The following is a 20,999-nucleotide window of genomic DNA, read 5'->3' as shown; positions in this document are numbered from 1 at the left end:
CGGCGCCAGCACGCGGCGGACTACGCGCCTAGACGATCCGTTCGCCCGCGCGCCATGTGGCACGGGGGATGGGAAGCTGGTCGTGCATCCGCACCCGCACGAAATCCGCGCGCAGGCCTGGTGCAATCGAGCCGCGATCGTGCAGGCCCACCACGCGGGCAGGTTCGCTTGACACAGTCTGCATGGCGCGCGGCAGCGTCCAGCCCGCCTTGTCGACCAGTTCGAACGCCGCGCTCAGCAGGCTCGAAGGCACGTAGTCTGACGAAAGGATATCCAGCAGACCGGATTTCGCGAGTTCAAGCGCGGACACGTTGCCGGAATGCGAACCGCCGCGCACGATGTTCGGAGCGCCCATGATCGTCGAGATACCGTATTGATGCGCGGCCCGGGCGGCATCGTGGGTGGTGGGAAATTCCGCGAGGACGATGCCTTCGGCAGCGGCCTGCTGAACGTGCTCGACCACCGTGTCATCGTGGCTCGCCACCGGTATGCCGAGCGCCGTGCAACGGGCGACGATCTGGCTGCGGTGTTGATCTGCGTAGCGCTCCTGGCCCTCTGAAAGTTCGGCAATTACGGAGGCAAAGCGTTCGTCGGTGAGTTTGCCGTGGCGCTCCTGAAAGCGACGCCACTGGTCGCGGTCCTGCCATTGCCGCTGGCCGGGGGTGTGATCCATCACTGAAGCGAGCCGCAGCAGGGGATGGGTATAGAGCGAGTCGAACACCTCTACGACATCGGGGGCGGCGATTTCGCAGCGCAGATGAAGGAAATGGTCGGCACGCAACAACTGGCAATCGGACAGACGCGCGAGCGCTTGCGTGCAGCGCGTCTGCAGATCCCGATTGTGCATGTCGACGTCCGAACGCGCTCCGATTCTCAGCGAGTCGAAAACCGTCGTGATACCGGCTGCGGCCACCTGGGCATCGTGGATCACGAATGCGGCGTCGATATTCCAGCGCACGCCCGGCCGGGGCGCGAGATGCTTCTCGAGGTTGTCGGTGTGCAGTTCGATCAGACCGGGCAGCAGATAGTCGCCGGCCCAGTCCTCGGCATTCGGCGCGGACGTGCTACCGCGCTCCACATCGCAGATGAAACCGTCTTCGATGTGCACGGTTCCGAGAAATTCTTCGTCTCGTGTGACGACACGAGCGTTCCTGATCAGCATGGACATGCTCCGTTTCGGTGCCGGATATCGCGCGATGGCGTGCTGTGGGCAAGGTCGCCCGGGGAAACGACGAGGTCCAAATACATCTAATCGTCTAGACGTCTTGGATGACGCTCGATCGCCTCGACAAGGCGTGCCTTCACTCTGCATTGCTGCTCGCGCGCTGAAATGCATGGTAAGGCTTTCATTGGAACCGATGTGCGTGACAGCACCATGACACGCGCCGAGGCGTTGAGCGGGAGATTGTTCGCGCAGGGGAGAGGGCCCCGCGCCAACCCGTAGACGATATGGGCGAGAAAGGGAGCAGGGAGAAAAAGCGCAAAAGCGCCAAGCGAAAAAGGGTCCGCCCCACGGTCAATAAGGCGGACCTAAACAGGTATTTACGACCACTGCGACGAGTAAGAAGCAGTGTGAGCGCATCGTATGCTGTCGAATATGCGGTGGTGTGGACAAGTAACGTTAGGTAAGCGAATTTTCCTGTTGGCAGATAGTTCGTTCGCCTCATCGCCTGGGGCGCGGGTTGCCGGGCTTACTGAGTAAGGTGGCGAAAGGAAAATACTGTGCGTGAGATGCCACGTTTGTCAAAAAAAGTTTGATGCAGCGTTAATGTCTTGCTAACTTTCGTCTGCCGCGTGACGAAGCCAGCTTGGACAGAACGTGATTGAGTTTGGTTCGTATACCGAATCATTTTCAAAAGACAGACTGGTTGCGGCTTGTAACCGGTCTGGATGACTCGCTCTTCGTTCGTCTTGCCTGAGTTCGGCTGGTCTGGGACCGCTTTGGCGGAATCCGGACCGATACCACTCATCAATGCAATGTAATTCGCTATTCGGTCAGGCGAAGGACGCTGCACGCGTGTGCCTGGCGATGTCTGTTGCACTTGACGCGTCGGCCGTGCTGGCCGGTCGTAGGGTAAGACGATCTGAAAGTTCATACGATTAGTACTGCGATTCGTATGGATTTGAATTGACGGGTTCGCTTCAGAACGGACGGAGGTCGAACGAGGCCTTCGTGTTTGCAGATCGGGGTGAGGGGTCCAAAAGACTTCTCACTATGAATTTGGGTCCCTACTGACAAGAGAGAAGGGTAATGAAACTACGGGGTTTGACGCTCGCCATCCAACGAATCGTTTGGGCTGAAGTGGCGCTAACAGCTGCATTTGGTGTACCGGCATACGCGCAGAGCCAACCGACGGCCGCCACCGCAGATGCGGCATCCGCAACGGCGGCGAAACCGGCAACTGCGACCTCGGCATCTTCGCCAGCAGCCACGTCCGGCACTGTGAAGCAGCTGCAAAAATTCGAGGTTACCGGTTCGCTGATCCGCAGTTCGGACAAGACGGGCTTCAATCAGGTCCAGACGATTTCACAGAAAGACATCGAGGACAGCGGTTCCACGACGGTCGCCGACTACCTGCGTACGACAACCGCCAACTCGGCAAGCAGCTGGAGCGAAGGCACGTCCGCGAGCTTTGCTCCAGGCGGCGCAGGGATCGCGCTGCGCGGCATGAGCGAAAAATACACGCTGGTGCTGGTCGACGGTCAACGGGTTGCGCCCTTTGCGTTTGCAGTGAACGGCACCGATACTTTCTTCGATCTGAACACGTTGCCGACGAACATGGTCGACCGCATTGAGATCGTCAAGACCGGCGCGGTTTCGCAATACGGCTCGGACGCAATCGCCGGCGTGGTCAACATCATCACGAAGAAGGATTTCCAGGGACTGCAGCTCGACGGCAGCATTGGCGGCGCGCAGCATGGCGGTGCAGGGACCACGAACTTTAGCGTGCTCGGCGGTTTCGGCAATCTGACCTCGGATGGTTTCAACGTGACAGCTGCGGCGAGCTACTACCGCTCGAGCGGCATCACCATGGCTGAGCGGGACATCACCAGCGACCAGGATTACTCCAGCAAGAACGGCGGCTTCTTCTCGCAGCCCGCCTCCTTCTGGAATACGGCTACCGGCACCCAGGCGCTGGGCGATTGCGCGGCATCGGGCGGCACCGTGACGTCGGCGGCAAACAACCTCGCAACCCAAGGGTCCGGCACGGTGTGTTCGCGCAATGGTGCAAGCGCCGAGTCCATCGAGCCCGAAACCCAGCGCAGCAGTGTCAAGGTACATGCCGACTTCAAGATCAACGACACCACGCAGGCGTATGCCGACGTGTGGGAGAGCTACAACACGACCAAAACGGATCTGGGTCTCGCCGGATTCAGTGACGGAGATAACCTGGGTACGTCACTCTATGAGGTAAATGGAGTTGTCTCGCCGTTTCCCGCTACAGTGGGCGGAACGGGGTTAACCTATGTCTTCCCGACCGAGCAATCGGTGACGACGGTCTCCAACTTCTATCGCCTCTCGACCGGGTTGAAAGGCTCGCTGAGCACGGATAAGTTCGGTGACTGGGACTGGACGACGTCTTATGGACACTCGCAAAGCGAAGTTTCCAACGCGTACGGCAATCAGGTCAATGCCTCGGTGTTGTCGAGCTATCTCAGCAGCGTGACGCAAAGCACGTTTAGCTCGTCGACACTCAATTCGTTGCCGGGCCTGTTCGGCACCTCGTACGATCAGGCTATTTCCAAGCTCGATACGCTCGATGCGACGATCTCCACTGCGAACCTGTTCTCGCTGCCGGCTGGAGATGTGGGTGTCGGCTTCGGCGTGCAGTTCCAGCACCAGAGCGAGTATATCGGTGCGGGTTCCACGGAATTCCTGAGCCCGCTGACGCAGGCGGTGGACGGGGAACGCAACGTCGCGGCAGCTTACTACCAGATCGACATTCCGCTGCTGCGTGGCCTGACCTTCAGCCAGTCGGGGCGTTATGACCATTACAACGACTTCGGTGGTGCTTTCTCGCCACGCTTTGCACTGCGTTACCAGCCGGTTTCCGCTCTGACGATGTATACGTCGTACGATCGCGGCTTCCGCGCACCGACGCTGGTCGAAACGTCGGAAAAGGCGAGTCTCGGCTACCAGACCGTCGACGGCAAGGACGTCTACGAAAATTCGGTTGGCAATCCGAACCTGCAGCCCGAACGCACGAAGAATTACAACATCGGCTTCGAGTTGTCGCCGGCTCGCAATACCGACATTGGCTTCGACTGGTACAAGATCGACGTGACCAATGTGATCGGTCAGGAGAGTATCGCGGCGCTGGTTGCCGCGGACCCGAACGCTACGGTCTACAACGTGAGCTTCGAGAACCTTGCCTACCTTCATACGGATGGCTTCGAAGGCACGTTCAAGCAAGCATTGCCAACGAGTATCGGTACCTTCACGCTGTCCGGCGACTGGGCGTACGTGTGGCATTTCGTCATGCCTAACGACGGCGTCGCGGACGACTACGCCGGTAACAACGGCGCAATCGATACGGTGTTCGGTGCATCGTTCCCGCGTTGGAGAGGCAACACGCAGTTGAGCTGGGCATTCCACAAGTGGACCACCACGCTGAGCTGGCAGTTCACCGGTCCGTACGCACAAACGATTGTTGCCGGGTCGCCTGCTGTCGGATCGTATAGCCAGTTCAATCTCTACACGAGCTATAGTGGCTTCAAGCACTGGACGCTGTACGCCGGCATCGACAACATTTTCAATCACAAGCCACCGTATGACCCGGTGTGGCAGTACGAGAGCCGTGGTTACTATGACACGTCGCTGTACACGTATGTTGGCCTGTACGGCCAGGTTGGCGCGACGTACAAGTTCTGATGCCTGAGTAGCACAGTTGTTGAAGCCCCCGCGCCGGTCCCTTGCAATGGGATTGGCGCGGGGGTGTTTTCGTTTATGACGCAGCACGCAGCACCGTCCCGCAGTCCGCCGCGCGCAGGGGGCTGGTAACGGTTATTTCCTGCGGAAACCTTTCGTAAGCACTCTCGCCCTACGGCCTTTTCTTCGCGCCTAGATAGATCCCAAGCCGACTATTCTGCCTTCACGCGACCTGCATCGTTCTGTGTATGCCAGCTTGCGCCAGGGAACGCATGCCGCGCGCCCCAATCCGACACCTTCCTCGTACAGGGTTAGTCATGTCTACATCGAAAACTGCTTTTCCATTTGTTACCCGACTCCTTGCAGATTCCTCGCCGACATTGTCGCTCTGCGTGCTGGCTGTCTGCGCGACGCTGGTCGGCAACGCGTCGGCCGCGAGCTTTCACTGTAGCAGCAAGTCTTCGGCGTCCGAGAAGATTGTCTGCAACGACCCGCAGCTATCCAGCCTCGATGACCGCCTCGCGGTGAGCTATCAACGCGCGCGCGATGCGAGTCCCGATCCGCGTTCTGTGGAGACCGCGCGGATCCAGCAATGGCTCTGGCGCCAGCACAACTGTACTGACCAGGCATGCGTGCTGAACTGGTATCAGCGCCGCATCGGCGAACTGGATGCAGACTACGAGCAAGGCAAACAGGCTCAGCACGATGCTTTTGAAGCGGCACTGGTCGACCAGAAGCTGGCTCCTTCCGCTGTGGATGCCGTCCGGCAATTGAAGGATGAGTCGATCGTGGCTGCCGCCCCGGTCGCGAGTCCCGCAACGAAATAAGTTTCTTCGGAACACGGCGCAAGGCGAATTGAGGATAACTACGTATGCGCCAGGGGCCATCGGTAAGGCTGGTTGTTTCAATAGAGGAAGGGCCGCTGGATAGCGTTGGCGGTATCGTGGAGCTCGGCGGGCGCAAAGTCGGCGTCTGGTATTACGACGCGATGGAAAGCATCGTCGTGACGCGGGCCTTCCGCAACAAGGTTGTAACTGGAAGCGCAGCCGAGGTGGTCTCGCAGTTGCGCCGGCTCGCACTCCGGCGTTGATAAGGCAGAGCGCCCGAGCTCTCGCCGCGGTAAAGACACCAGCGTCTGACACGCTGGTGTCGACACATCCCTGATCAGAAAACCCCACAGGCGCGGACAGCGCCATCACGCGATTTCCCGCATCGCGTGAATCAATCCTTTGTCGAGAATGATGGCCGCTCTCGACAATGCGACACAAATCTCCACAAACGACCGATAGATTGCGGAGTTTGTTCAATCTAATATTAATTCAAATTTCCATGTAGAAACCTTTCGACGTGCAGAGCAAATGATGCAAACCACTGAATCGTTTGCGAATTCGGTACCGGTAGTGATGTATCACCACGTTTCATCGTCCGGCGGTCCGCTCACCATTTCGCCGGAGAACTTCGAGTCGCAGATAAAGTGGTTGGCGATCAATGGCTATGTCACGCTGACCGCCGATGAATTTGCGCGCTTTCTACGCGGTGCGCCGATGCCTTGTAGATCGGTCTTGCTGACGTTCGATGACGGCTATCTGGACAACTATGTCCACGCCCATCCGATTCTTTTGCGTTACGGACTCAACGCGGTCATGTTTCTCGTGACGGGCCGTGTGCACGACGGTGCGCTTCGCGCCATCGACGCGCTACGTGCGGAACCGGCTCACACGCATCAGGCATGCGAGCACCTTCTTTACAACGGCCGCGCAGACGAGGTGACCGTGCGCTGGAGCGAGGTGGAAGTGATGCGCGCAGCGGGCACGTTCGAATTCCATAGCCACACACACAGCCATCTGCGCTGGGACCGGCTATGCGATGACGGTATCGGAAAGTATCAGCAAATCCGGGAAGACATCGAACAATCGAAGTCAATCCTGGCACAGCGTCTCGGCGCGGCATCGCGACACCTGTGCTGGCCCGAAGGCTATTTCGACGCCGACTATACCGACGCGGCTAGAGCAGCTGGATTCGAATACCTCTATACGACCCAGAATCTGCGACGCAACGTAGCGGGTGGCGACACCGCGCGGATTCAGCGCATGGTCGACAACGGCAAAGATGCTACGTGGCTCGCACAAAAGCTACGGCGCTACCAGGATCCACTGTGGGGACGGGCGTATTACTGGTTCAAACGGGCGAGGCACTTGCGGGGCGAGGCGTGGTCATGAAAATCCTCTACACCAATTTTCACGCGGGCGATGGCGGTGGACACACCACCTACATCCTCACCCTGGCAGCGGCGCTTAGTGAGCGCCATAAAGTGATCGTCGCAGCGCCGGGTTCGAGTCGCCTCTATTTAAGCGCGAAAGAAATCCCCGGCGTGGAGGTGGTTGCGCTCGAGTTTCGCAACCGCCTTGGCGCCATGGTTGGATCAGGCTGGCGCTTGCGGCAACTGATCGGAAGAAACCGCTTCGATATTGTTCACGTCAACGGCTCAGCGGATCACCGGATCGCCATGCTGGCGACGCTGGGATTGAAACGGACCCGGCCGTGCATCGTCTTCACCAAGCACAACGATCTGCCTGTTAGCGGCTTGAGCACCTGGCTCAAAGGTAAGCTCGGCACGGATTCGGTGATCTGCGTATCCGATTACACACGCCGGCACCTCGCGAAGACCGTGTACGACACGAAGGCGGTGTCGGTCGTGCGCCACGGTATCGATCTGCGCCGCTTTGCACCGGTCCCAAGCGGCGTAGTCGAGCGGCTTCGCAGACGATGGGGCACGGCGATCCCGGACGGGGCAATGGTGCTCGGCAGTATCGCAGGTACGGATGACAACAAGGGCTGGCTGAATATGGTCACGGCTGTCGCCTTACTGCCTGCGGAGCAGCGCGAACGGATTCGCGTGGTCATTGGGGGGCGGACGCCCAATGCGCTACAACGCGCGAAGGTCGACGCATTAGGCATGGCGGGCCATATGATCTATACGGGCTTACTGTGCGATGTGCGTCCCCTGGTGGCAGCATTCGATGTGGGTTTTGTGCTGTCGCGGCGCGAAACCTTGTCGTTCGCATGCCGGGAGATGATGGCGATGGGCAAGCCCGTGATCGTGTCGGACTCGGGCGGCCTGCCGGAAAATGTCGAAGCAGGGGTGAGTGGGTGGGTCGTCGCGCCTCACGAGCACGAACGGATTGCGCAACTGTTGAGACGCCTGCTCGACAACCGGCTTGAGGTGACGCTTGCGGGCATGGCGGCGCGCGCGAGAAGTGTGGCGCAATTTTCGCTGCAGGATTTCGCCGACCGAACCGAGGTGGTCTACCAGGAGAGCCTTGCTAGAATGCGGCCTTGGGCAGGCAGCGGCGGCGTGGCGAAATGGAAGGTGCAGCGCCACTCGGGCTGACCTGCGGTGGAGGCAGTCTTAACTCCAGATCACCCAGGGCTCTAACATGGAACATATCGTCTTTCGCTCGGCTCTTCTCTCCGATGTGCCAGCCATTGTTGCATTGCTGGCCGACGACAAACTCGGGAGTCAGCGGGAAAACACTGAGTTGCCGCTTGACGAGCGATACGTCGCGGCCTTTCGTGCGTTAGCGGCCGATGCCAATCAGCAACTGGTGGTCGTCGTGGATGGCGAAGAGGTCATCGGCACGCTGCAACTGTCGTTCATTCCGGGGATTGCCCGTCTGGGCGCATGGCGCGGCCAAATCGAGGCGGTTCGCATAGCCGCCCATCGCCGCGACGCCGGGCTGGGGCAGAAAGTGTTCGAATGGGCGATTGCCGCGTGTCGTGCGCGCGGTTGCAATCTTGTTCAGCTCACGACCGACAAGAGCCGTGCGGATGCGCATCGTTTCTACGAAAAACTCGGTTTCGTGGCGAGCCACGTGGGCTATAAGCTTGCGTTGTAGAGTTTTAGAGCCGACCACCTTGAATAGCTGACCATGTCCACGCTTTTGTACTGGTTTTTTCCGCACTTGCGCGCCAAAAACATGGCCAGGGAGGCGGCGCTCCGGGCTTGCAAAAAGCATGTTCCCGAAGAGCCGATCTTTAGCGCTGTGATTTGTGCGGATGAAACGGACCGGTATGTCGTAAGGGTTTTCTATGGCAAACGCCCTTGGTCGTCCACTCACCACATGGCGCCTCCATGGCTGGATTGCCTGATTGTCGCGGTCCGGAAGGATACCTATGCCGATGAGATCATCGTCGATAACGAGAGATACTATCCACGTATCCGGTAGTGCGTCTGACGTGCTCTCGCGGATATGCGCCGCCCTCAAACGCATCCATTCACGACATGGACTATAGTGTCAGCGGCATGCGCATAAGCGGTCATGTCGCCATGTCAGTTATGCCGGCTTGCAACCGTAAGGTCTGCAACATCCGTCACGCTTACCTGCTGAATAACCCGCTGAACAGGTTCGATGCGGTTATGACTACGTGACGTAGAAAGAAAATTGCCAAAGGGCGCGTCATGCACCCGCACGGCAAGTTGGAGACAATCGGCGTCCGGCACGATCAACCGATAACAAGGAGGTGAATTTAATGAACCACCGTCATTCGGAATCCTGTCCATGTTGTGGGGATCTGCAGCAACGCTCCGTCACGCGGCGCCGCTTCCTGGCGCTGGCAGGCGAGGGCGCCGCAGCGCTTGCCCTGATGCCTCGCTTTGGTTACGCGGAAACGGAAGCCACGGTTCCGACCATTGCTTACGACTCGGTTCCCGACCCGGTGAAGTTGCCGATCGATATGTACTTCGGCGAGTGCTCGGGCGTGGCGCTCAATTCGAAAGGCCACATCTTCGTACTTTCGCGCGGCAATAGCAGCGGGCCAGCCTATGCAGCGGCGGCGGCCCAGTTGCTTGAGTTCGCACCGAACGGCCGCTTTATCCGCGAGATTGGCCGCAACCTGTATGCGTGGTCGTTTGCGCACTCCGTCAAGGTCGATGTTCACGACAATATCTGGGTGACGGACAAAGGTTCGGACATGGTGATCAAGTTCACCCCGGAAGGACGCGTCGCGATGGTGTTCGGTCGCAAACAGGAAGCGGCCGACGAAGACACCGGTCCGCTCAAGCATCCGAACCCGCCGCTGCCGGCGGAGCCCGGCCGCTTCCGGCAGGTGACAGACGTGGCGTGGGACGCCGCCGGCAACACTTATATCAGCGACGGCTATATCAACTCGCGCGTCGCCAAGGTCGACAAAGACGGCAACTGGCTCAAGTCGTGGGGCGAGCGCGGCACGGGCCCAGGCCAGTTTCATACGCCGCACAGCATCGCGTTAGATGCGAACGGCAGTGTCTATGTGGCCGATCGCAGCAACCGACGCATCCAGGTGTTCGACGGCGAGGGCAACTTCCAGCGCCAGTTCACCATCGACGTGCCGGTGCCCCCAAATGCAAGGCCCGCTATCGGCTATGCGCCCGATGAAGCGGCCATCGCCGCGGGCACATTCGCCCCTGGCTCGCCCTGGACGATCGCCATTTCTCCGGGCCCTAACCAGGTGCTGTACTGTTCCGACGCCTTCCCTGGGCGCATTTACAAGCTCACGCTCGACGGCAAGGTGCTGGGCGTGCTCGGCAAATCCGGCAAGCAACTGAAGCAGTTTGGCTGGATTCACCAGATGGCTTGCCCATCGGAGAACACGCTGTTCGTCGCAGAGTTGTTGAACTGGCGGGTGCAGAAGCTCGTACTACACGCTTGAGCGAACGAGGGCGCGGCCTTCGCACGGGGCAACGGTACTCGCTCCGGGCGGCAGCGCTAAAGCTGGGGCGCAGGGCTTTAGCGTCGCATAGGCGCCGGGCGTGATGCCGTAGCCGTAAGCGCGCTTTTGCCGGACAGCTCCGCAACGTGCTTACGCGAAATCTTTGTAGAATGGCGTTGTCCGACCCCGCTTCGATTCACGACAACACTTTCAAGAGATCCATCGATCATGGCGCCGCCCAAGCCCCCCTCCGAGCCGACGCCACCCACGCAGGTCGATATATCCACGTATGAGTTCTCCGAGCAGATCGGTCATCTGCTGCGCCGGGCCTACCAGCGCCATCTGGCGATCTTCGCGCAGACCATCGACGATCCGCAACTGACGGCGGTGCAGTTCGCGGTGCTCAGCGCGAACCGGCGGCTAGGACCTTCGTCGATGAGTGATCTCGGCAAGGCGACGGCCATCGATGGGGCGACCGTGCGCGGCATCATCGAACGTCTGCAGGCACGCGGGCTTGTGGAGTTGCAAGCCAATCAGGACGATCGCCGCAAGAGCGTGGTAGAACTCACGGAGCGCGGGCGCCAGTTGCTCGAGCTGACCACGCCGACCGCTGCGCGCATCAGCGAACTCACGATGAGCGATCTCAACGCTGTCGAGCGGGTTGCGGTGCTGTATCTGCTGCGCAAGCTTTGCGGCCCTGAGCTGGAATAACGCAGACGTTTGCTATCACGGGTGCGCTTGCGCATAGCTGTGCACCAAGCGCGGGCCGAATCTGAAAAAGTGCGCATTTATAGTGTGTACATGTTGTTTGGTGGTGCGGCCTGTTTCTACGGTGACGTTCGCTTTTAGCGCCTCAAGCATGATCGTGCGAAATGCAGATCATTGAATTTAAAGGGGTTGACGCATTTGTTCTGGCCATAAAGCCGGATCGGGTAAACACCGCTAACAGTGGCATAGAGGTTGCAACTAAGCTTGGAATTACCGCGTGTACGCTCATTTGACACTTATAGGTCGAGCGATCTGGCGGTACCCAGCTTCTATAGCATCTGATTTCATGATCGGGAGTGCTCTATATGAAGTGGTTCGTCAGGCGGATCGGCGTAGCGCTCGGCGCGTCGTTCCTGCTATCGGTGGCCGGTGTGTTCTGCGGGTCCGTCAGCGTCACGCAGGCGGATGAGATCTCCGTCACACAGTGGGGCAGCAGCCTCTACGGCCTTCCTTATGCTGTCGCGATGGACAAAGGCCTCTTCAAGAAGGCCGGCGTCGACATCACCGGCATTCTCACTTCGAGCGGCGGCGGCACGACCGTGCGCAATATCCTCGCCAGCAAGACGCCGTACGGCGAAGTCGCAGTCGCGGCTGCGCTTGCCGCGCAGCGCCAGGGGATGGACCTCGTCATCGTGAATGTCGGCACGCGCAGTGTCGCGGAAGCGTCGATGGTCGCGATGCCCAACACCAATGTGCAAACCGTCGCGGATCTCGCCGGCAAGAAGGTCGCGATTACGTCTCCCAGAGGCGTGTCCGAAATGCTGTTGCTGATGGTGCTCAAGCAAAAGGGCGTCGACGCAGGCAAGGTGACCCGGGTCGCCTCGGGTGGCTACGTTAACGGCCTGACGATGCTTGAGCAGGGGGCCGTCTCCGGTGCAGTGCTGATCGAACCGCTTTCGATTGTGCGCAAGGCCAATTACCGCACCGTGTACCGGGCGGGCGACATTCTGCAGCCCATGACCACCTCGGTCGGCATTACCACCCGCGAGTTTGCCAAGGCCCATCCGGATGAGTTGCGCGCGATCATTGCCGGGCGGCGTGCGGGTGTGGATACGTTGTACGCCGATCCGGCCGGCGCCGCGAAGCTGCTGGAGACAAGCTTCAAACTCACGCCAGACGTCGCACGCGAAGCGGTGGACAATATGGTCAAGTCGCGCATGTGGAGCGATGGCGAATTCAATCGCGGCGAACTCGACCGTATGACGGATGGCCTGAAGCTCGTCGGCGAGTTGAACGGCGATGTCGACTGGTCGAAGCTTGTCGATATGAGCTTTCTGCCCGCCGATCTGAAAGCGAAGAGTACGCTATGAAGGCACGCAACGCTCATCCAACGCTGCAGGTTGTCGAATCGCCAGCGCAACAGGCGCCGGCATCGCCCGAGGCGCATGTCGAGCTCACGGGCGTGACCCGCTATTTCACGCGCAGCGATTCGAAGGAACTGTTCCACGCGCTCGGTCCGATCGATCTCACGCTGACCAAGGGAGAGTTTTTTTCGGTGGTCGGGCCGTCCGGATGCGGCAAGTCCACCTTGCTCGATGCGCTTGCGGGACTCTCCAGGCCGAGTTCCGGCACGGTAATGTTCGAAGGGCAGCCGGTAACGGGCGTGCCCGACGGGGTAGGCGTCGTGTTCCAGGAAGACGCGTCTTTTCCGTGGCTGAATCTGCGCGACAACATTTCGTTCGGACTGCGCATGGCGGGCGTGGATGGCGCCGAGATCCAGCGGCGGGTCGACTATGCGATGGGGTTCATGGGCCTGAAGGATTTCGCCAGGGCGTATCCATCGCAGCTGTCGGGCGGCATGCGGCAGCGCGTATGCATTGCCCGAACGCTGGTGTTGCAGCCTCGCCTGATTCTGCTCGATGAGCCGTTCGGCGCGCTCGATCAGCAAACGCGACTGCTGATGGGCGACGAGTTGTTGCTCCTGTGGCGCGAAACGTCTGCCACGGTGCTCCTGATCACTCACGCACTCGACGAAGCGGCGATGCTGTCCGACCGCGTCGGTGTGATGTCGGCGCGGCCGGGGCTCTTCATCGATATCGTCGAGACCGGCTGGGAGCGTTCGCGCGATAGCCGTGTCGTTTCTACGCCGCGCTTTGGCGAGATTAATGCCCGCCTGTGGGAAAAGCTGCGTGTCGAATCGTTGAAGGTGATGGGCGTGCAGTAGGTGCGCGGGGTTCTTCGCATTGTTTTCATGCGAATCTGGGAGTTCGAAGTGAAGGCCGAAAGTCTGATCCGTATTGTCGTAGTGGTTGGCTTCGTCGTACTGATCGAGCTGCTGTGCCGTAGCGGTATCATTGCGTCGAGCGTGCTGATTGCACCGTCCGCGATGTTCACACATGGCATCGAATTGCTGCGCGGCGGCAAATTCGATCACGACATCGTGACGAGTCTGATCGAGATCGTCGCCGCATCGATCGTCTCCGTGCTGCTCGGTTTTGTCCTGGGCCTCGGCATTCACGCGCTGCCGTCGCTGCGCCGCTCGATCGAACCGCTGCTATCGAGCTACTACGCGATACCCACCTTCATCTTCTATCCCATCTTTATCGTCGTGCTCGGCATCGGCTCGCTGCCGATCATCGCCATTGCCGTGATGCTTTCAGTGGTGACGATGATTACCGCGACGCTAAACGGGCTCGATCGTATTCCGCGCGTCTTGCATAAAAGCGCTGAGGTCATGCGCCTCTCGCCATGGCGCTGCGCGCTTCATATCAAGCTGCCTGCCACGCTGCCGTATCTGTTCACCGGGGTGAAGCTTGCGGTGGCCTATGCATTCATTGGCGTGATCGCATCCGAATTCATCCTGTCCGGTTCGGGCATCGGCTATGCAATCGGCTACGCGTACAACAACTTCCAGAACGACGACATGTATTCGCTGATGCTGTTCGTGCTCGTGCTGGTGACGCTGGTCAACGCCGTGCTGAACCGGATCGATCAACGGTTTCAGTCGCGCCGGCAACGCTAGCGTTGCGGATACCGGGAGACGCCACCATGAAAAGATTCCTCGATCCGCTGCTGGTTGCGCTGGTCATCGTCGTATGCTGGCAATGCCTGCACTGGGCGGTCGGTAAGCATTCGCTGAGTTCGCCATGGAGCACGCTCGAGGCGCTGGCCCAGATGCTCGGCACCGAGGTGTTCTGGGGCAACGTCGCAGAGACCGCACGAGCGCTTGTCTATGCACTCGTGATCGCGCTCATCGGCGGTGTGGCGCTTGGTGTACTGTTCGGTATCAGCCGCATATCGGGCCGCGTCGCGGAGCCGATTCTGCTGAACCTCTACTCGCTGCCGAAAGTGACGTTGTATCCGCTGGTGTTGCTCGTATTCGGCCTCGGTCTATCGGCGAAAGTGGCCTTTGGCGTGATGCATGGTCTGATCCCGATCCTGATGTTCACGATGAATGCGATCCGCCAGATGCGGCCGGTCTATCTGCGTGCATCGAAGACCATGCGTCTGTCGTTTTTCCGTACGATTGTGCATGTCGTGCTGCCGGCGATCTTTCCGGAGGTCGTTGCCGGCCTGCGGCTCGGCTTTTCGTTGACTTTACTTGGCGTGCTGATCGGCGAGATGTTTGCCTCGCAACGCGGGCTAGGTTATATGTTGACCAGCGCGATGAACCTTGGGGACATCCGCACGATTATGGCAGTTGCCCTGTTTCTTACCGTGTTTGCCCTCGCGTGCAACGGCCTCCTGATGATGGCCGACCGACGCATGAAGCACCGATGAACGGCGCTTCACGGGTTGTGAACAACTCATTCCATTTCACCTGGAAAGGAAGACAAAAATGTATGACGTATTCCAGACGGATCGCCTGATCGATCTTTGGCTAACCGAAGATATCGGCTATTGCGACCTCACCGCGCAACTGATGATCGAAGCGGACGAGACCGGCGCCTTCTTTATGAATGCGCGCGAGACACTGATCGTGGCCGGCATCGACGTGGCGGCGCGCATCTTCAAACGCTATGACCCGACGCTCGAAGTGTCGGTGCGCGTGAAAGACGGGCAAAAGGTGGAGCGGGGCACGGTGATGCTCAATGTGAGCGGCACGGCGCGCAGCGTACTGACGGCTGAGCGCACCGCGCTCAATATCGTGCAACGGCTGTCGGGCATTGCCAATCTCACCGAGCAATATGTTGCGGCGGTGGCGGGCACGCGAGCGCGTCTGATCGATACACGCAAGACCACACCGGGTCTGCGCATGCTCGAAAAGCACGCTGTTACCTGTGGTGGCGGCCTGAATCACCGGCTCGGGCTCGATAACGGCGTGATGATCAAGGACAACCACATTGCCGTATGCGGCAGCATCTCCAAGGCCGTGCAGCGCGCGCGCCGGCAATTGCCGGTGTTGACCAAGCTGGAAGTCGAATGCGACCGCCTTGAGCAGGTCAAGGAAGCGCTGGATGCAGGTGTCGATGTGGTCATGCTCGACAACATGTCGATCGACGACATGACCCGGGCGGTGGAACTGGTCGGTGGACGCGTGTTGCTGGAAGCGTCCGGGGGCATCAGCCTCGCGACCATCGGCGCCGTGGCGAAGACTGGCGTCGATTACATCTCCACCAGCAAGATCAATCAGGCGGCGGCGTGCGTCGACATTGGTCTCGACGAGGCCGAATGATGAGCGAATGGGTCGAACAGGTCGGATAAGCGGCTCATGGCCTCCGGCATTCTCTTCTTCGTGGTGGGCCCGAGCGGCGCTGGCAAGGACGCGCTGATCGAGGGCGCGCGTCATCTCGCGGACCGGTTCTGCTTTGCCCGTCGCGTGATCACCCGACCTGCGGGGTCACCCGGCGAGAATCACGAAGCGCTCGATGAAGCGGCGTTCGCCGAACTCGAGCGTACCGGTGCTTTCCTGATCACCTGGTCGGCACACGGTCTGCGCTATGGACTGCGGCGTGAGTTGCTCGATGTATTGGCCGAAGGCCGCCATGTGATTGCGAACGGCTCGCGCAGCATGATTGCGGAGTTGGCGGCGCGCGTGCCTGGCATGGTGGTGATCGAAGTGAGTGCGCCGCCTGAAGTGTTGGCCGCGCGAATTCTGGCCCGTGGTCGCGAAACACCTGAGCAAGTGAGCCTGAGAGTGCGGCGCCAGGTTCAAGCGCATACGGCGGATGTGCCCACCGTGCAGGTCTTTAATGACGGCACGTTGCAGCAAGGCATCGAGCGTTTCATTGCGGCGCTCGAACGCGCGATCCTTCCACCGCCGGCGAGTGCCCCATTCCTGGGTGCCAAGCTGGCGGGCGACGCACTCAATGAGGCCCAGTACGATGCCTTGTTCGACGACATGCTGGCGCTGCGCTACGCCGAGAGCGACGTCAACCGCTTTCTGCTGCATGCGTGCGAGCATCTGAGCGATGCGGAGATGCTCGCACTCGCCAAGGCACGCACCAGGCTGATGCCGCGAATGGAGTGGAACGAACCGATTGTCGTCGACAAACATTCGATGGGAGGCATTCCCGGCAGCCGGATCACGCTGATCGTGGTGCCGATCGTTGCGGCCTACGGTCTGGCAATGCCGAAGACGTCCTCGCGCGCCATTACCTCTGCCGCCGGCACCGCCGATGCGATGGAGACGCTCGCGCGCGTCGACCTGACGGCGGAGGACGTGCGGCGCTGTGTTCATGAAGCGCGGGCTTGCATTGCATGGAACGGCCGTCTGAATCATTCGCTGATCGACGAGCGGATCAATGCGTTTACGCGACCGCTTGGGTTGGCGTCCAACCGCTGGTCGGTGGCGTCGATCCTGTCGAAAAAGTGCTCTGCCGGATCGACGCACGTGATTGTCGATCTTCCCTGCGGGCCGCGCGCCAAGCTGAAAACCAGCGAGGAAGCGCGCTCCCTTGGCGATCTGTTCGAATACGTCGGCAACGGGTTGGGATTGACCGTCAAGGCGCTGGTGACCGACGGCACGGCGCCGATCGGCCGTGGCATCGGCCCCGCGCTCGAGGTCCGCGACGTGGGTCTGGTGCTGGATAACCATCCCGACGCGCCCATCGACCTGCGTGACAAGGCACTGACATTTGCCGCGCATATTCTGGCATGGGCACCGGATGTACACGACGTAACCGACGGCAGGCGGATTGCCGCAGCGCTGCTGGCGAGCGGTGCAGCACGCGCGGCGTTCGAACGGATCGTCGATGCGCAGGGACGGCAGGCCTCGCCGGTATCGCCTGCGCAACAGGTCTACGATGTCATGGCCACGCATGCGGGCATCGTCACGTCGATCGATGGCTGGCTGATCGCGGAGATCGCGCGCGAAGCCGGCGCGCCCGCGGACGCCGGGGCCGGCATCGATCTGCTGTGCAAGATCGGCCGGACCGTAGCGGCAGGCGAGCCGCTGTATCGGGTTCACGGCAACGACGCGGGCGCACTCGAACGCGCAATGCGAACGGCAGCGCGCGATTCGGCCTGCAGGATCGAGTGACTCAACGGAGTGGCTCAACCGAGGGACTCAACTGAGTGACTCGAACTGATGAAGGACCAGGCAAGGGGGAGCAAGGTGAAGACGACGGTGGTTTCGAGTTGGCAGCAGTTCATGAGTTTGACTGCTGAGCTCGATGGCTGGGCATTTCGTGGTCAGCAGGATGCCAACTGGTTGTTGCAGAGTTCGCTGTCACGTTACCTTGAGGCGTTTGTGCCCGACCGCTCGACGTGGCGTATTCAGGAGCAGCGCGCCATCCGTATCTTTCGCCGCAAGGCCCACAACTATCTCTCCGATGTGCGCGCGCTCTCGGACGATCTGCGCTGCCTAGGCCTGATGCAGCATCATGGAGCACCGACCCGGATGCTCGATTTCACGAAGTCGCCTTTCGTTGCGGCTTTCTTTGCGTTGGAGCGGGCCGTTTCGGACGCTGCGATTTTCGCGGTGAATACGCCGGCTTTATGGACCAACCGAGCTATTCCGGCGAGCACGCCGCAGCTCACGCGCGACATGATCGACCCACGCCGCAAAGGCAACTTCGAAAAATTCTTCCTGACCGACAAGAATCCGGTGATCTGGTTTGGCGAGCCGTCGGAGATGGACCAGCGGCTGATTGCCCAGGCCGGCACCTTCGTCTTGCCCGGTTTGCTGCAAAAGCCGCTCGATGAAATCCTTAACAATTACTCAAGCGATGACGAGTTGCTGCGCAAAGTCGTCCTGCCGCGCGCCGTTCGCGATGACGCCATGCGCGCGCTATACCGGATGAACATTACCAACGCATCGTTGTTTCCGGACATGGAAGGACTCGCGCGCTCGATTGCGCTGGAACTGGAGATGGTCTGGCCGACAGTCGACCGGATAGCCCCGCCAACAAGGCAGTAGGGCACCAGGGGCTGCCCCCGGCTGGCGGCAGGACACCTGACGTCGTACACTTGCGCTAGCAGAATAATGAATAATTGCGCATTTAACGATTCAGGAGACGACATGGAATCCGTTCAACCCACCGGGGCGCTTGACGGCACCGCTCCGCGCCTTTCGAAGTTCGGCGCGGTCCTGCGCGTGACGAGCGGCAATTTCCTCGAACAATTCGACTTCTTCCTGTTCGGCTTCTACGCCACCTACATCGCGAAGACGTTCTTCCCGGCCGCCAGCGAGTTCGCCTCGCTGATGCAGACCTTCGCCGTCTTCGGGGCCGGTTTCCTGATGCGGCCGTTAGGGGCAATCGTCCTCGGTGCATACATCGACAAGGTGGGGCGCCGTCGCGGCCTGATCGTCACACTCGGGATCATGGCGAGCGGTACGATCCTGATCGCGATTGTGCCGGGCTTCGCCACGATCGGTCTGCTGGCGCCGGCATTGGTCCTGCTAGGCCGTCTGCTGCAGGGCTTTTCCGCGGGAGCGGAGCTGGGCGGCGTGTCGGTCTATCTGGCCGAAATGGCGACACCCGGCAAGAAAGGCTTTTACACGTCATGGCAGTCGGCCAGCCAGCAGGTGGCGATCGTCGTGGCGGCGGGGTTGGGCTATGCGTTGAATCTGCTGCTTACGTCGGCGCAAATCGGCGCCTGGGGCTGGCGCCTGCCGTTCCTGATCGGTTGCATGATCGTGCCGTTTCTGTATGTGCTGCGCCGCTCGCTACAGGAAACTGCCGAGTTTCAGGCACGCCGTCATCATCCGGCAACGGCCGAAGTGTTCCGCTCGATGCTGACCAACTGGAAGACCGTCATTGCCGGGATGATGATGGTCGCGATGACCACGACCACGTTTTATCTGATCACTGTCTATACGCCGACCTTCGGTCGCGCGGTGCTGCATCTGAGCACATCGGATGCGCTCGTGGTTACGCTGCTGGTGGGCGTGTCGAACTTTATCTGGCTGCCTATCGGGGGGGCGATCTCGGATCGCATCGGGCGACGTCCACTACTGCTGTTCATTTCCGCACTGGCCATCGTGACGGCGTATCCGGCACTGGAATGGCTCGCGCATGCGCCGAGCTTCCTGCGCATGTTGACGGTGCTGCTGTATTTCTCGTTCTTCTTCGGCGCCTACAACGGTGCGATGGTGCCGGCTTTGACCGAAGTGATGCCAGTTGAGGTGCGAGTCGCTGGCTTCTCGCTCGCGTTCAGTCTGGCGACCGCAATTTTTGGTGGATTCACCCCGGCCGTCTCAACGTTCCTGATCGAGATGACGGGCGACAAGGCCGCGCCTGCCTATTGGCTGATCTTTGCCGCCGTGTGCGGATTTGTTGCGACGCTGGTGCTGTATCGTCGCGGTGGCGCGGCTGAATTGCAGGCGAAACTGGGGTGATATTAGCGGCGCACGGGGCGCGTGAGTTGCGGTGCCCCGTGTTTGCTATCGCAGCGCTGCAGCCAGCCGTCTGCGCGTAAGCCAGCGCACGGCGAGCAGACAGCTCACCATTACCGTAAGCGACAACACAGTGGTCATCGTGCCGAGCGCGTAGATCACTGGTGTCGTGACTGATGTAGTGAGTCCCTGCAATTCCAGTGGCAACGTGTTCTGATCGCCGATAGCCTGCGACGTCCGGGCGATCTCGTCCCACGAAAGCGTGAAGCCAAACATGGCGACGCCGATCACGGAAGGCCCGATAATCGGCAGCACGATATGCCTGAAGTTTTGCCACGGCGTCGCGCCAAGATCGCGTCCCGCTTCTTCATAGGCCGGATTGAAGCGGTTGAAGACCGCGAACATCACGAGCAGACCGAACGGCAAGGTCCACGTCAGATGCGCGCCGAGTGCCGAGGTAAACAGCCCCATCGTAGTGGAATAGTTGTCGACGAATGCCTGGTTGCCCAAAGCAGTGGCCAGATACTTGATGCCGCTATCGAGCAGACGAAACGTCAGGCCGATGCCGAGCGACACGATGATCGAAGGCATGATCAGGCTTGCCACCGACACATAAAACACCGCCGTATCGCCGCGAAACCGCTTGCGAAACGCGAGTCCTGCCGCCACCGAGAACAGCACAGTCAACACCGTCACGGCTAGCGCGAGGCGCACCGAGCGCATGAACGCTCCCCAGATGTCGATGTCGCCCACGCCGTCGCGCAACACCGAGAACCAGTGCAGCGAGACACCGCGCATCGGGAACGTGAGGCCGCCTTCCGGTCCCTGGAACGAGAGGATGAAGATGGTGATGACGGGTCCATACAGAAACAGCACGAACAGCCCGAACAGCAGCGCCAGCCAGTAGAAACTGGCCGGGCGGCGCTCGCGATGCTTGCGGCGGATGGCCTGCAT

18 protein-coding genes are annotated in these 20,999 nt (G+C 60.3%); 16 read left to right on the top strand and 2 right to left on the bottom strand.

From position 1 onward, the window contains the following. Nucleotides 1-28 precede the first annotated feature (28 nt). Nucleotides 29-1,162, bottom strand: coding sequence for an alpha-D-ribose 1-methylphosphonate 5-triphosphate diphosphatase (locus M0954_RS01385; protein ID WP_123388365.1), 1,134 nt, complete (start codon nucleotides 1,160-1,162; stop codon nucleotides 29-31). Nucleotides 1,163-2,251: 1,089 nt separating this feature from the next. Here M0954_RS01385 and M0954_RS01380 point away from each other — a divergent pair. From M0954_RS01380 to M0954_RS01305, 16 genes are all read left to right on the top strand, one after another. Next, nucleotides 2,252-4,873 (top strand): TonB-dependent receptor, encoded by a 2,622-nt coding sequence (locus M0954_RS01380; protein ID WP_123388366.1) that lies wholly within the window; start codon nucleotides 2,252-2,254, stop codon nucleotides 4,871-4,873. Nucleotides 4,874-5,187: 314 nt separating this feature from the next. Further along, nucleotides 5,188-5,697: a lysozyme inhibitor LprI family protein gene (locus M0954_RS01375; RefSeq protein WP_133894571.1), complete on the top strand. Its 510-nt coding sequence runs from the start codon at nucleotides 5,188-5,190 to the stop codon at nucleotides 5,695-5,697. Nucleotides 5,698-5,741: 44 nt separating this feature from the next. Then, the gene (locus M0954_RS01370) at nucleotides 5,742-5,960 is read left to right on the top strand and encodes a hypothetical protein (RefSeq protein WP_133894572.1); all 219 of its coding nucleotides are present in this window, start codon (nucleotides 5,742-5,744) and stop codon (nucleotides 5,958-5,960) included. 268 nt (nucleotides 5,961-6,228) lie between these two features. After that, nucleotides 6,229-7,089, top strand: a complete 861-nt coding sequence (locus M0954_RS01365; protein ID WP_297351214.1) for a polysaccharide deacetylase family protein — start codon at nucleotides 6,229-6,231, stop codon at nucleotides 7,087-7,089. Next, entirely contained in the window at nucleotides 7,086-8,261 is a 1,176-nt protein-coding gene (locus M0954_RS01360) for a glycosyltransferase (RefSeq protein ID WP_297351212.1), read from the top strand. Before M0954_RS01365 ends, M0954_RS01360 begins: the two co-directional genes overlap by 4 nt. A gap of 46 nt (nucleotides 8,262-8,307) precedes the next feature. Continuing rightward, on the top strand, nucleotides 8,308-8,766 hold the full coding sequence (locus tag M0954_RS01355) for a GNAT family N-acetyltransferase (RefSeq protein WP_122156334.1): 459 nt from the start codon (nucleotides 8,308-8,310) through the stop codon (nucleotides 8,764-8,766). 634 nt (nucleotides 8,767-9,400) lie between these two features. Next, nucleotides 9,401-10,558 carry a peptidyl-alpha-hydroxyglycine alpha-amidating lyase family protein gene (locus tag M0954_RS01350; protein ID WP_297351210.1) on the top strand — a complete coding sequence of 386 codons (1,158 nt, stop codon included), beginning with the start codon at nucleotides 9,401-9,403 and terminating at the stop codon, nucleotides 10,556-10,558. A 228-nt stretch (nucleotides 10,559-10,786) separates the two neighbouring features. Continuing rightward, nucleotides 10,787-11,269 (top strand): MarR family transcriptional regulator, encoded by a 483-nt coding sequence (locus M0954_RS01345; protein WP_297351208.1) that lies wholly within the window; start codon nucleotides 10,787-10,789, stop codon nucleotides 11,267-11,269. Nucleotides 11,270-11,631: 362 nt separating this feature from the next. Continuing rightward, the gene (locus M0954_RS01340) at nucleotides 11,632-12,636 is read left to right on the top strand and encodes an ABC transporter substrate-binding protein (protein WP_297351206.1); all 1,005 of its coding nucleotides are present in this window, start codon (nucleotides 11,632-11,634) and stop codon (nucleotides 12,634-12,636) included. Beyond that, complete coding sequence (locus M0954_RS01335) at nucleotides 12,633-13,490, top strand: ABC transporter ATP-binding protein (protein WP_297351204.1); 858 nt, start codon at nucleotides 12,633-12,635, stop codon at nucleotides 13,488-13,490. Before M0954_RS01340 ends, M0954_RS01335 begins: the two co-directional genes overlap by 4 nt. Nucleotides 13,491-13,517: 27 nt before the next feature. Beyond that, nucleotides 13,518-14,288 (top strand): ABC transporter permease, encoded by a 771-nt coding sequence (locus M0954_RS01330; protein ID WP_123388463.1) that lies wholly within the window; start codon nucleotides 13,518-13,520, stop codon nucleotides 14,286-14,288. 26 nt (nucleotides 14,289-14,314) lie between these two features. Further along, on the top strand, nucleotides 14,315-15,046 hold the full coding sequence (locus tag M0954_RS01325; protein ID WP_297351202.1) for an ABC transporter permease: 732 nt from the start codon (nucleotides 14,315-14,317) through the stop codon (nucleotides 15,044-15,046). A gap of 58 nt (nucleotides 15,047-15,104) precedes the next feature. Next, nucleotides 15,105-15,941, top strand: coding sequence for a carboxylating nicotinate-nucleotide diphosphorylase (nadC, locus tag M0954_RS01320; protein WP_123388371.1), 837 nt, complete (start codon nucleotides 15,105-15,107; stop codon nucleotides 15,939-15,941). Between the two features lie 36 nt (nucleotides 15,942-15,977). Continuing rightward, nucleotides 15,978-17,747, top strand: a complete 1,770-nt coding sequence (gene phnN / locus M0954_RS01315) for a phosphonate metabolism protein/1,5-bisphosphokinase (PRPP-forming) PhnN (protein ID WP_297351200.1) — start codon at nucleotides 15,978-15,980, stop codon at nucleotides 17,745-17,747. A 111-nt stretch (nucleotides 17,748-17,858) separates the two neighbouring features. Then, the gene (locus tag M0954_RS01310) at nucleotides 17,859-18,626 is read left to right on the top strand and encodes an FRG domain-containing protein (RefSeq protein ID WP_297351198.1); all 768 of its coding nucleotides are present in this window, start codon (nucleotides 17,859-17,861) and stop codon (nucleotides 18,624-18,626) included. A 102-nt stretch (nucleotides 18,627-18,728) separates the two neighbouring features. Next, nucleotides 18,729-20,048, top strand: a complete 1,320-nt coding sequence (locus M0954_RS01305) for an MFS transporter (protein ID WP_123388373.1) — start codon at nucleotides 18,729-18,731, stop codon at nucleotides 20,046-20,048. Between the two features lie 45 nt (nucleotides 20,049-20,093). On the opposite strand, the gene M0954_RS01300 is transcribed toward M0954_RS01305, so the two are convergent. Further along, on the bottom strand, nucleotides 20,094-20,999 hold the full coding sequence (locus M0954_RS01300) for an ABC transporter permease (protein WP_122156323.1): 906 nt from the start codon (nucleotides 20,997-20,999) through the stop codon (nucleotides 20,094-20,096).

Source organism: Paraburkholderia sp., assembly GCF_026225065.1.
Lineage (GTDB): Bacteria > Pseudomonadota > Gammaproteobacteria > Burkholderiales > Burkholderiaceae > Paraburkholderia.
The sequence above is the reverse complement of the archived record's forward strand: the minus strand, read 5'-3'. Positions and strand labels throughout refer to the sequence as shown.

Coding starts and splice junctions, on each gene's coding strand:
- M0954_RS01385 (WP_123388365.1), bottom strand. CDS start 1,162: ATGCTGATCAGGAACGCTCGTGTCGTCACACGAGACGAAGAATTTCTC.
- M0954_RS01380 (WP_123388366.1), top strand. CDS start 2,252: ATGAAACTACGGGGTTTGACGCTCGCCATCCAACGAATCGTTTGGGCT.
- M0954_RS01375 (WP_133894571.1), top strand. CDS start 5,188: ATGTCTACATCGAAAACTGCTTTTCCATTTGTTACCCGACTCCTTGCA.
- M0954_RS01370 (WP_133894572.1), top strand. CDS start 5,742: ATGCGCCAGGGGCCATCGGTAAGGCTGGTTGTTTCAATAGAGGAAGGG.
- M0954_RS01365 (WP_297351214.1), top strand. CDS start 6,229: ATGATGCAAACCACTGAATCGTTTGCGAATTCGGTACCGGTAGTGATG.
- M0954_RS01360 (WP_297351212.1), top strand. CDS start 7,086: ATGAAAATCCTCTACACCAATTTTCACGCGGGCGATGGCGGTGGACAC.
- M0954_RS01355 (WP_122156334.1), top strand. CDS start 8,308: ATGGAACATATCGTCTTTCGCTCGGCTCTTCTCTCCGATGTGCCAGCC.
- M0954_RS01350 (WP_297351210.1), top strand. CDS start 9,401: ATGAACCACCGTCATTCGGAATCCTGTCCATGTTGTGGGGATCTGCAG.
- M0954_RS01345 (WP_297351208.1), top strand. CDS start 10,787: ATGGCGCCGCCCAAGCCCCCCTCCGAGCCGACGCCACCCACGCAGGTC.
- M0954_RS01340 (WP_297351206.1), top strand. CDS start 11,632: ATGAAGTGGTTCGTCAGGCGGATCGGCGTAGCGCTCGGCGCGTCGTTC.
- M0954_RS01335 (WP_297351204.1), top strand. CDS start 12,633: ATGAAGGCACGCAACGCTCATCCAACGCTGCAGGTTGTCGAATCGCCA.
- M0954_RS01330 (WP_123388463.1), top strand. CDS start 13,518: ATGCGAATCTGGGAGTTCGAAGTGAAGGCCGAAAGTCTGATCCGTATT.
- M0954_RS01325 (WP_297351202.1), top strand. CDS start 14,315: ATGAAAAGATTCCTCGATCCGCTGCTGGTTGCGCTGGTCATCGTCGTA.
- nadC (WP_123388371.1), top strand. CDS start 15,105: ATGTATGACGTATTCCAGACGGATCGCCTGATCGATCTTTGGCTAACC.
- phnN (WP_297351200.1), top strand. CDS start 15,978: ATGGCCTCCGGCATTCTCTTCTTCGTGGTGGGCCCGAGCGGCGCTGGC.
- M0954_RS01310 (WP_297351198.1), top strand. CDS start 17,859: ATGAGTTTGACTGCTGAGCTCGATGGCTGGGCATTTCGTGGTCAGCAG.
- M0954_RS01305 (WP_123388373.1), top strand. CDS start 18,729: ATGGAATCCGTTCAACCCACCGGGGCGCTTGACGGCACCGCTCCGCGC.
- M0954_RS01300 (WP_122156323.1), bottom strand. CDS start 20,999: ATGCAGGCCATCCGCCGCAAGCATCGCGAGCGCCGCCCGGCCAGTTTC.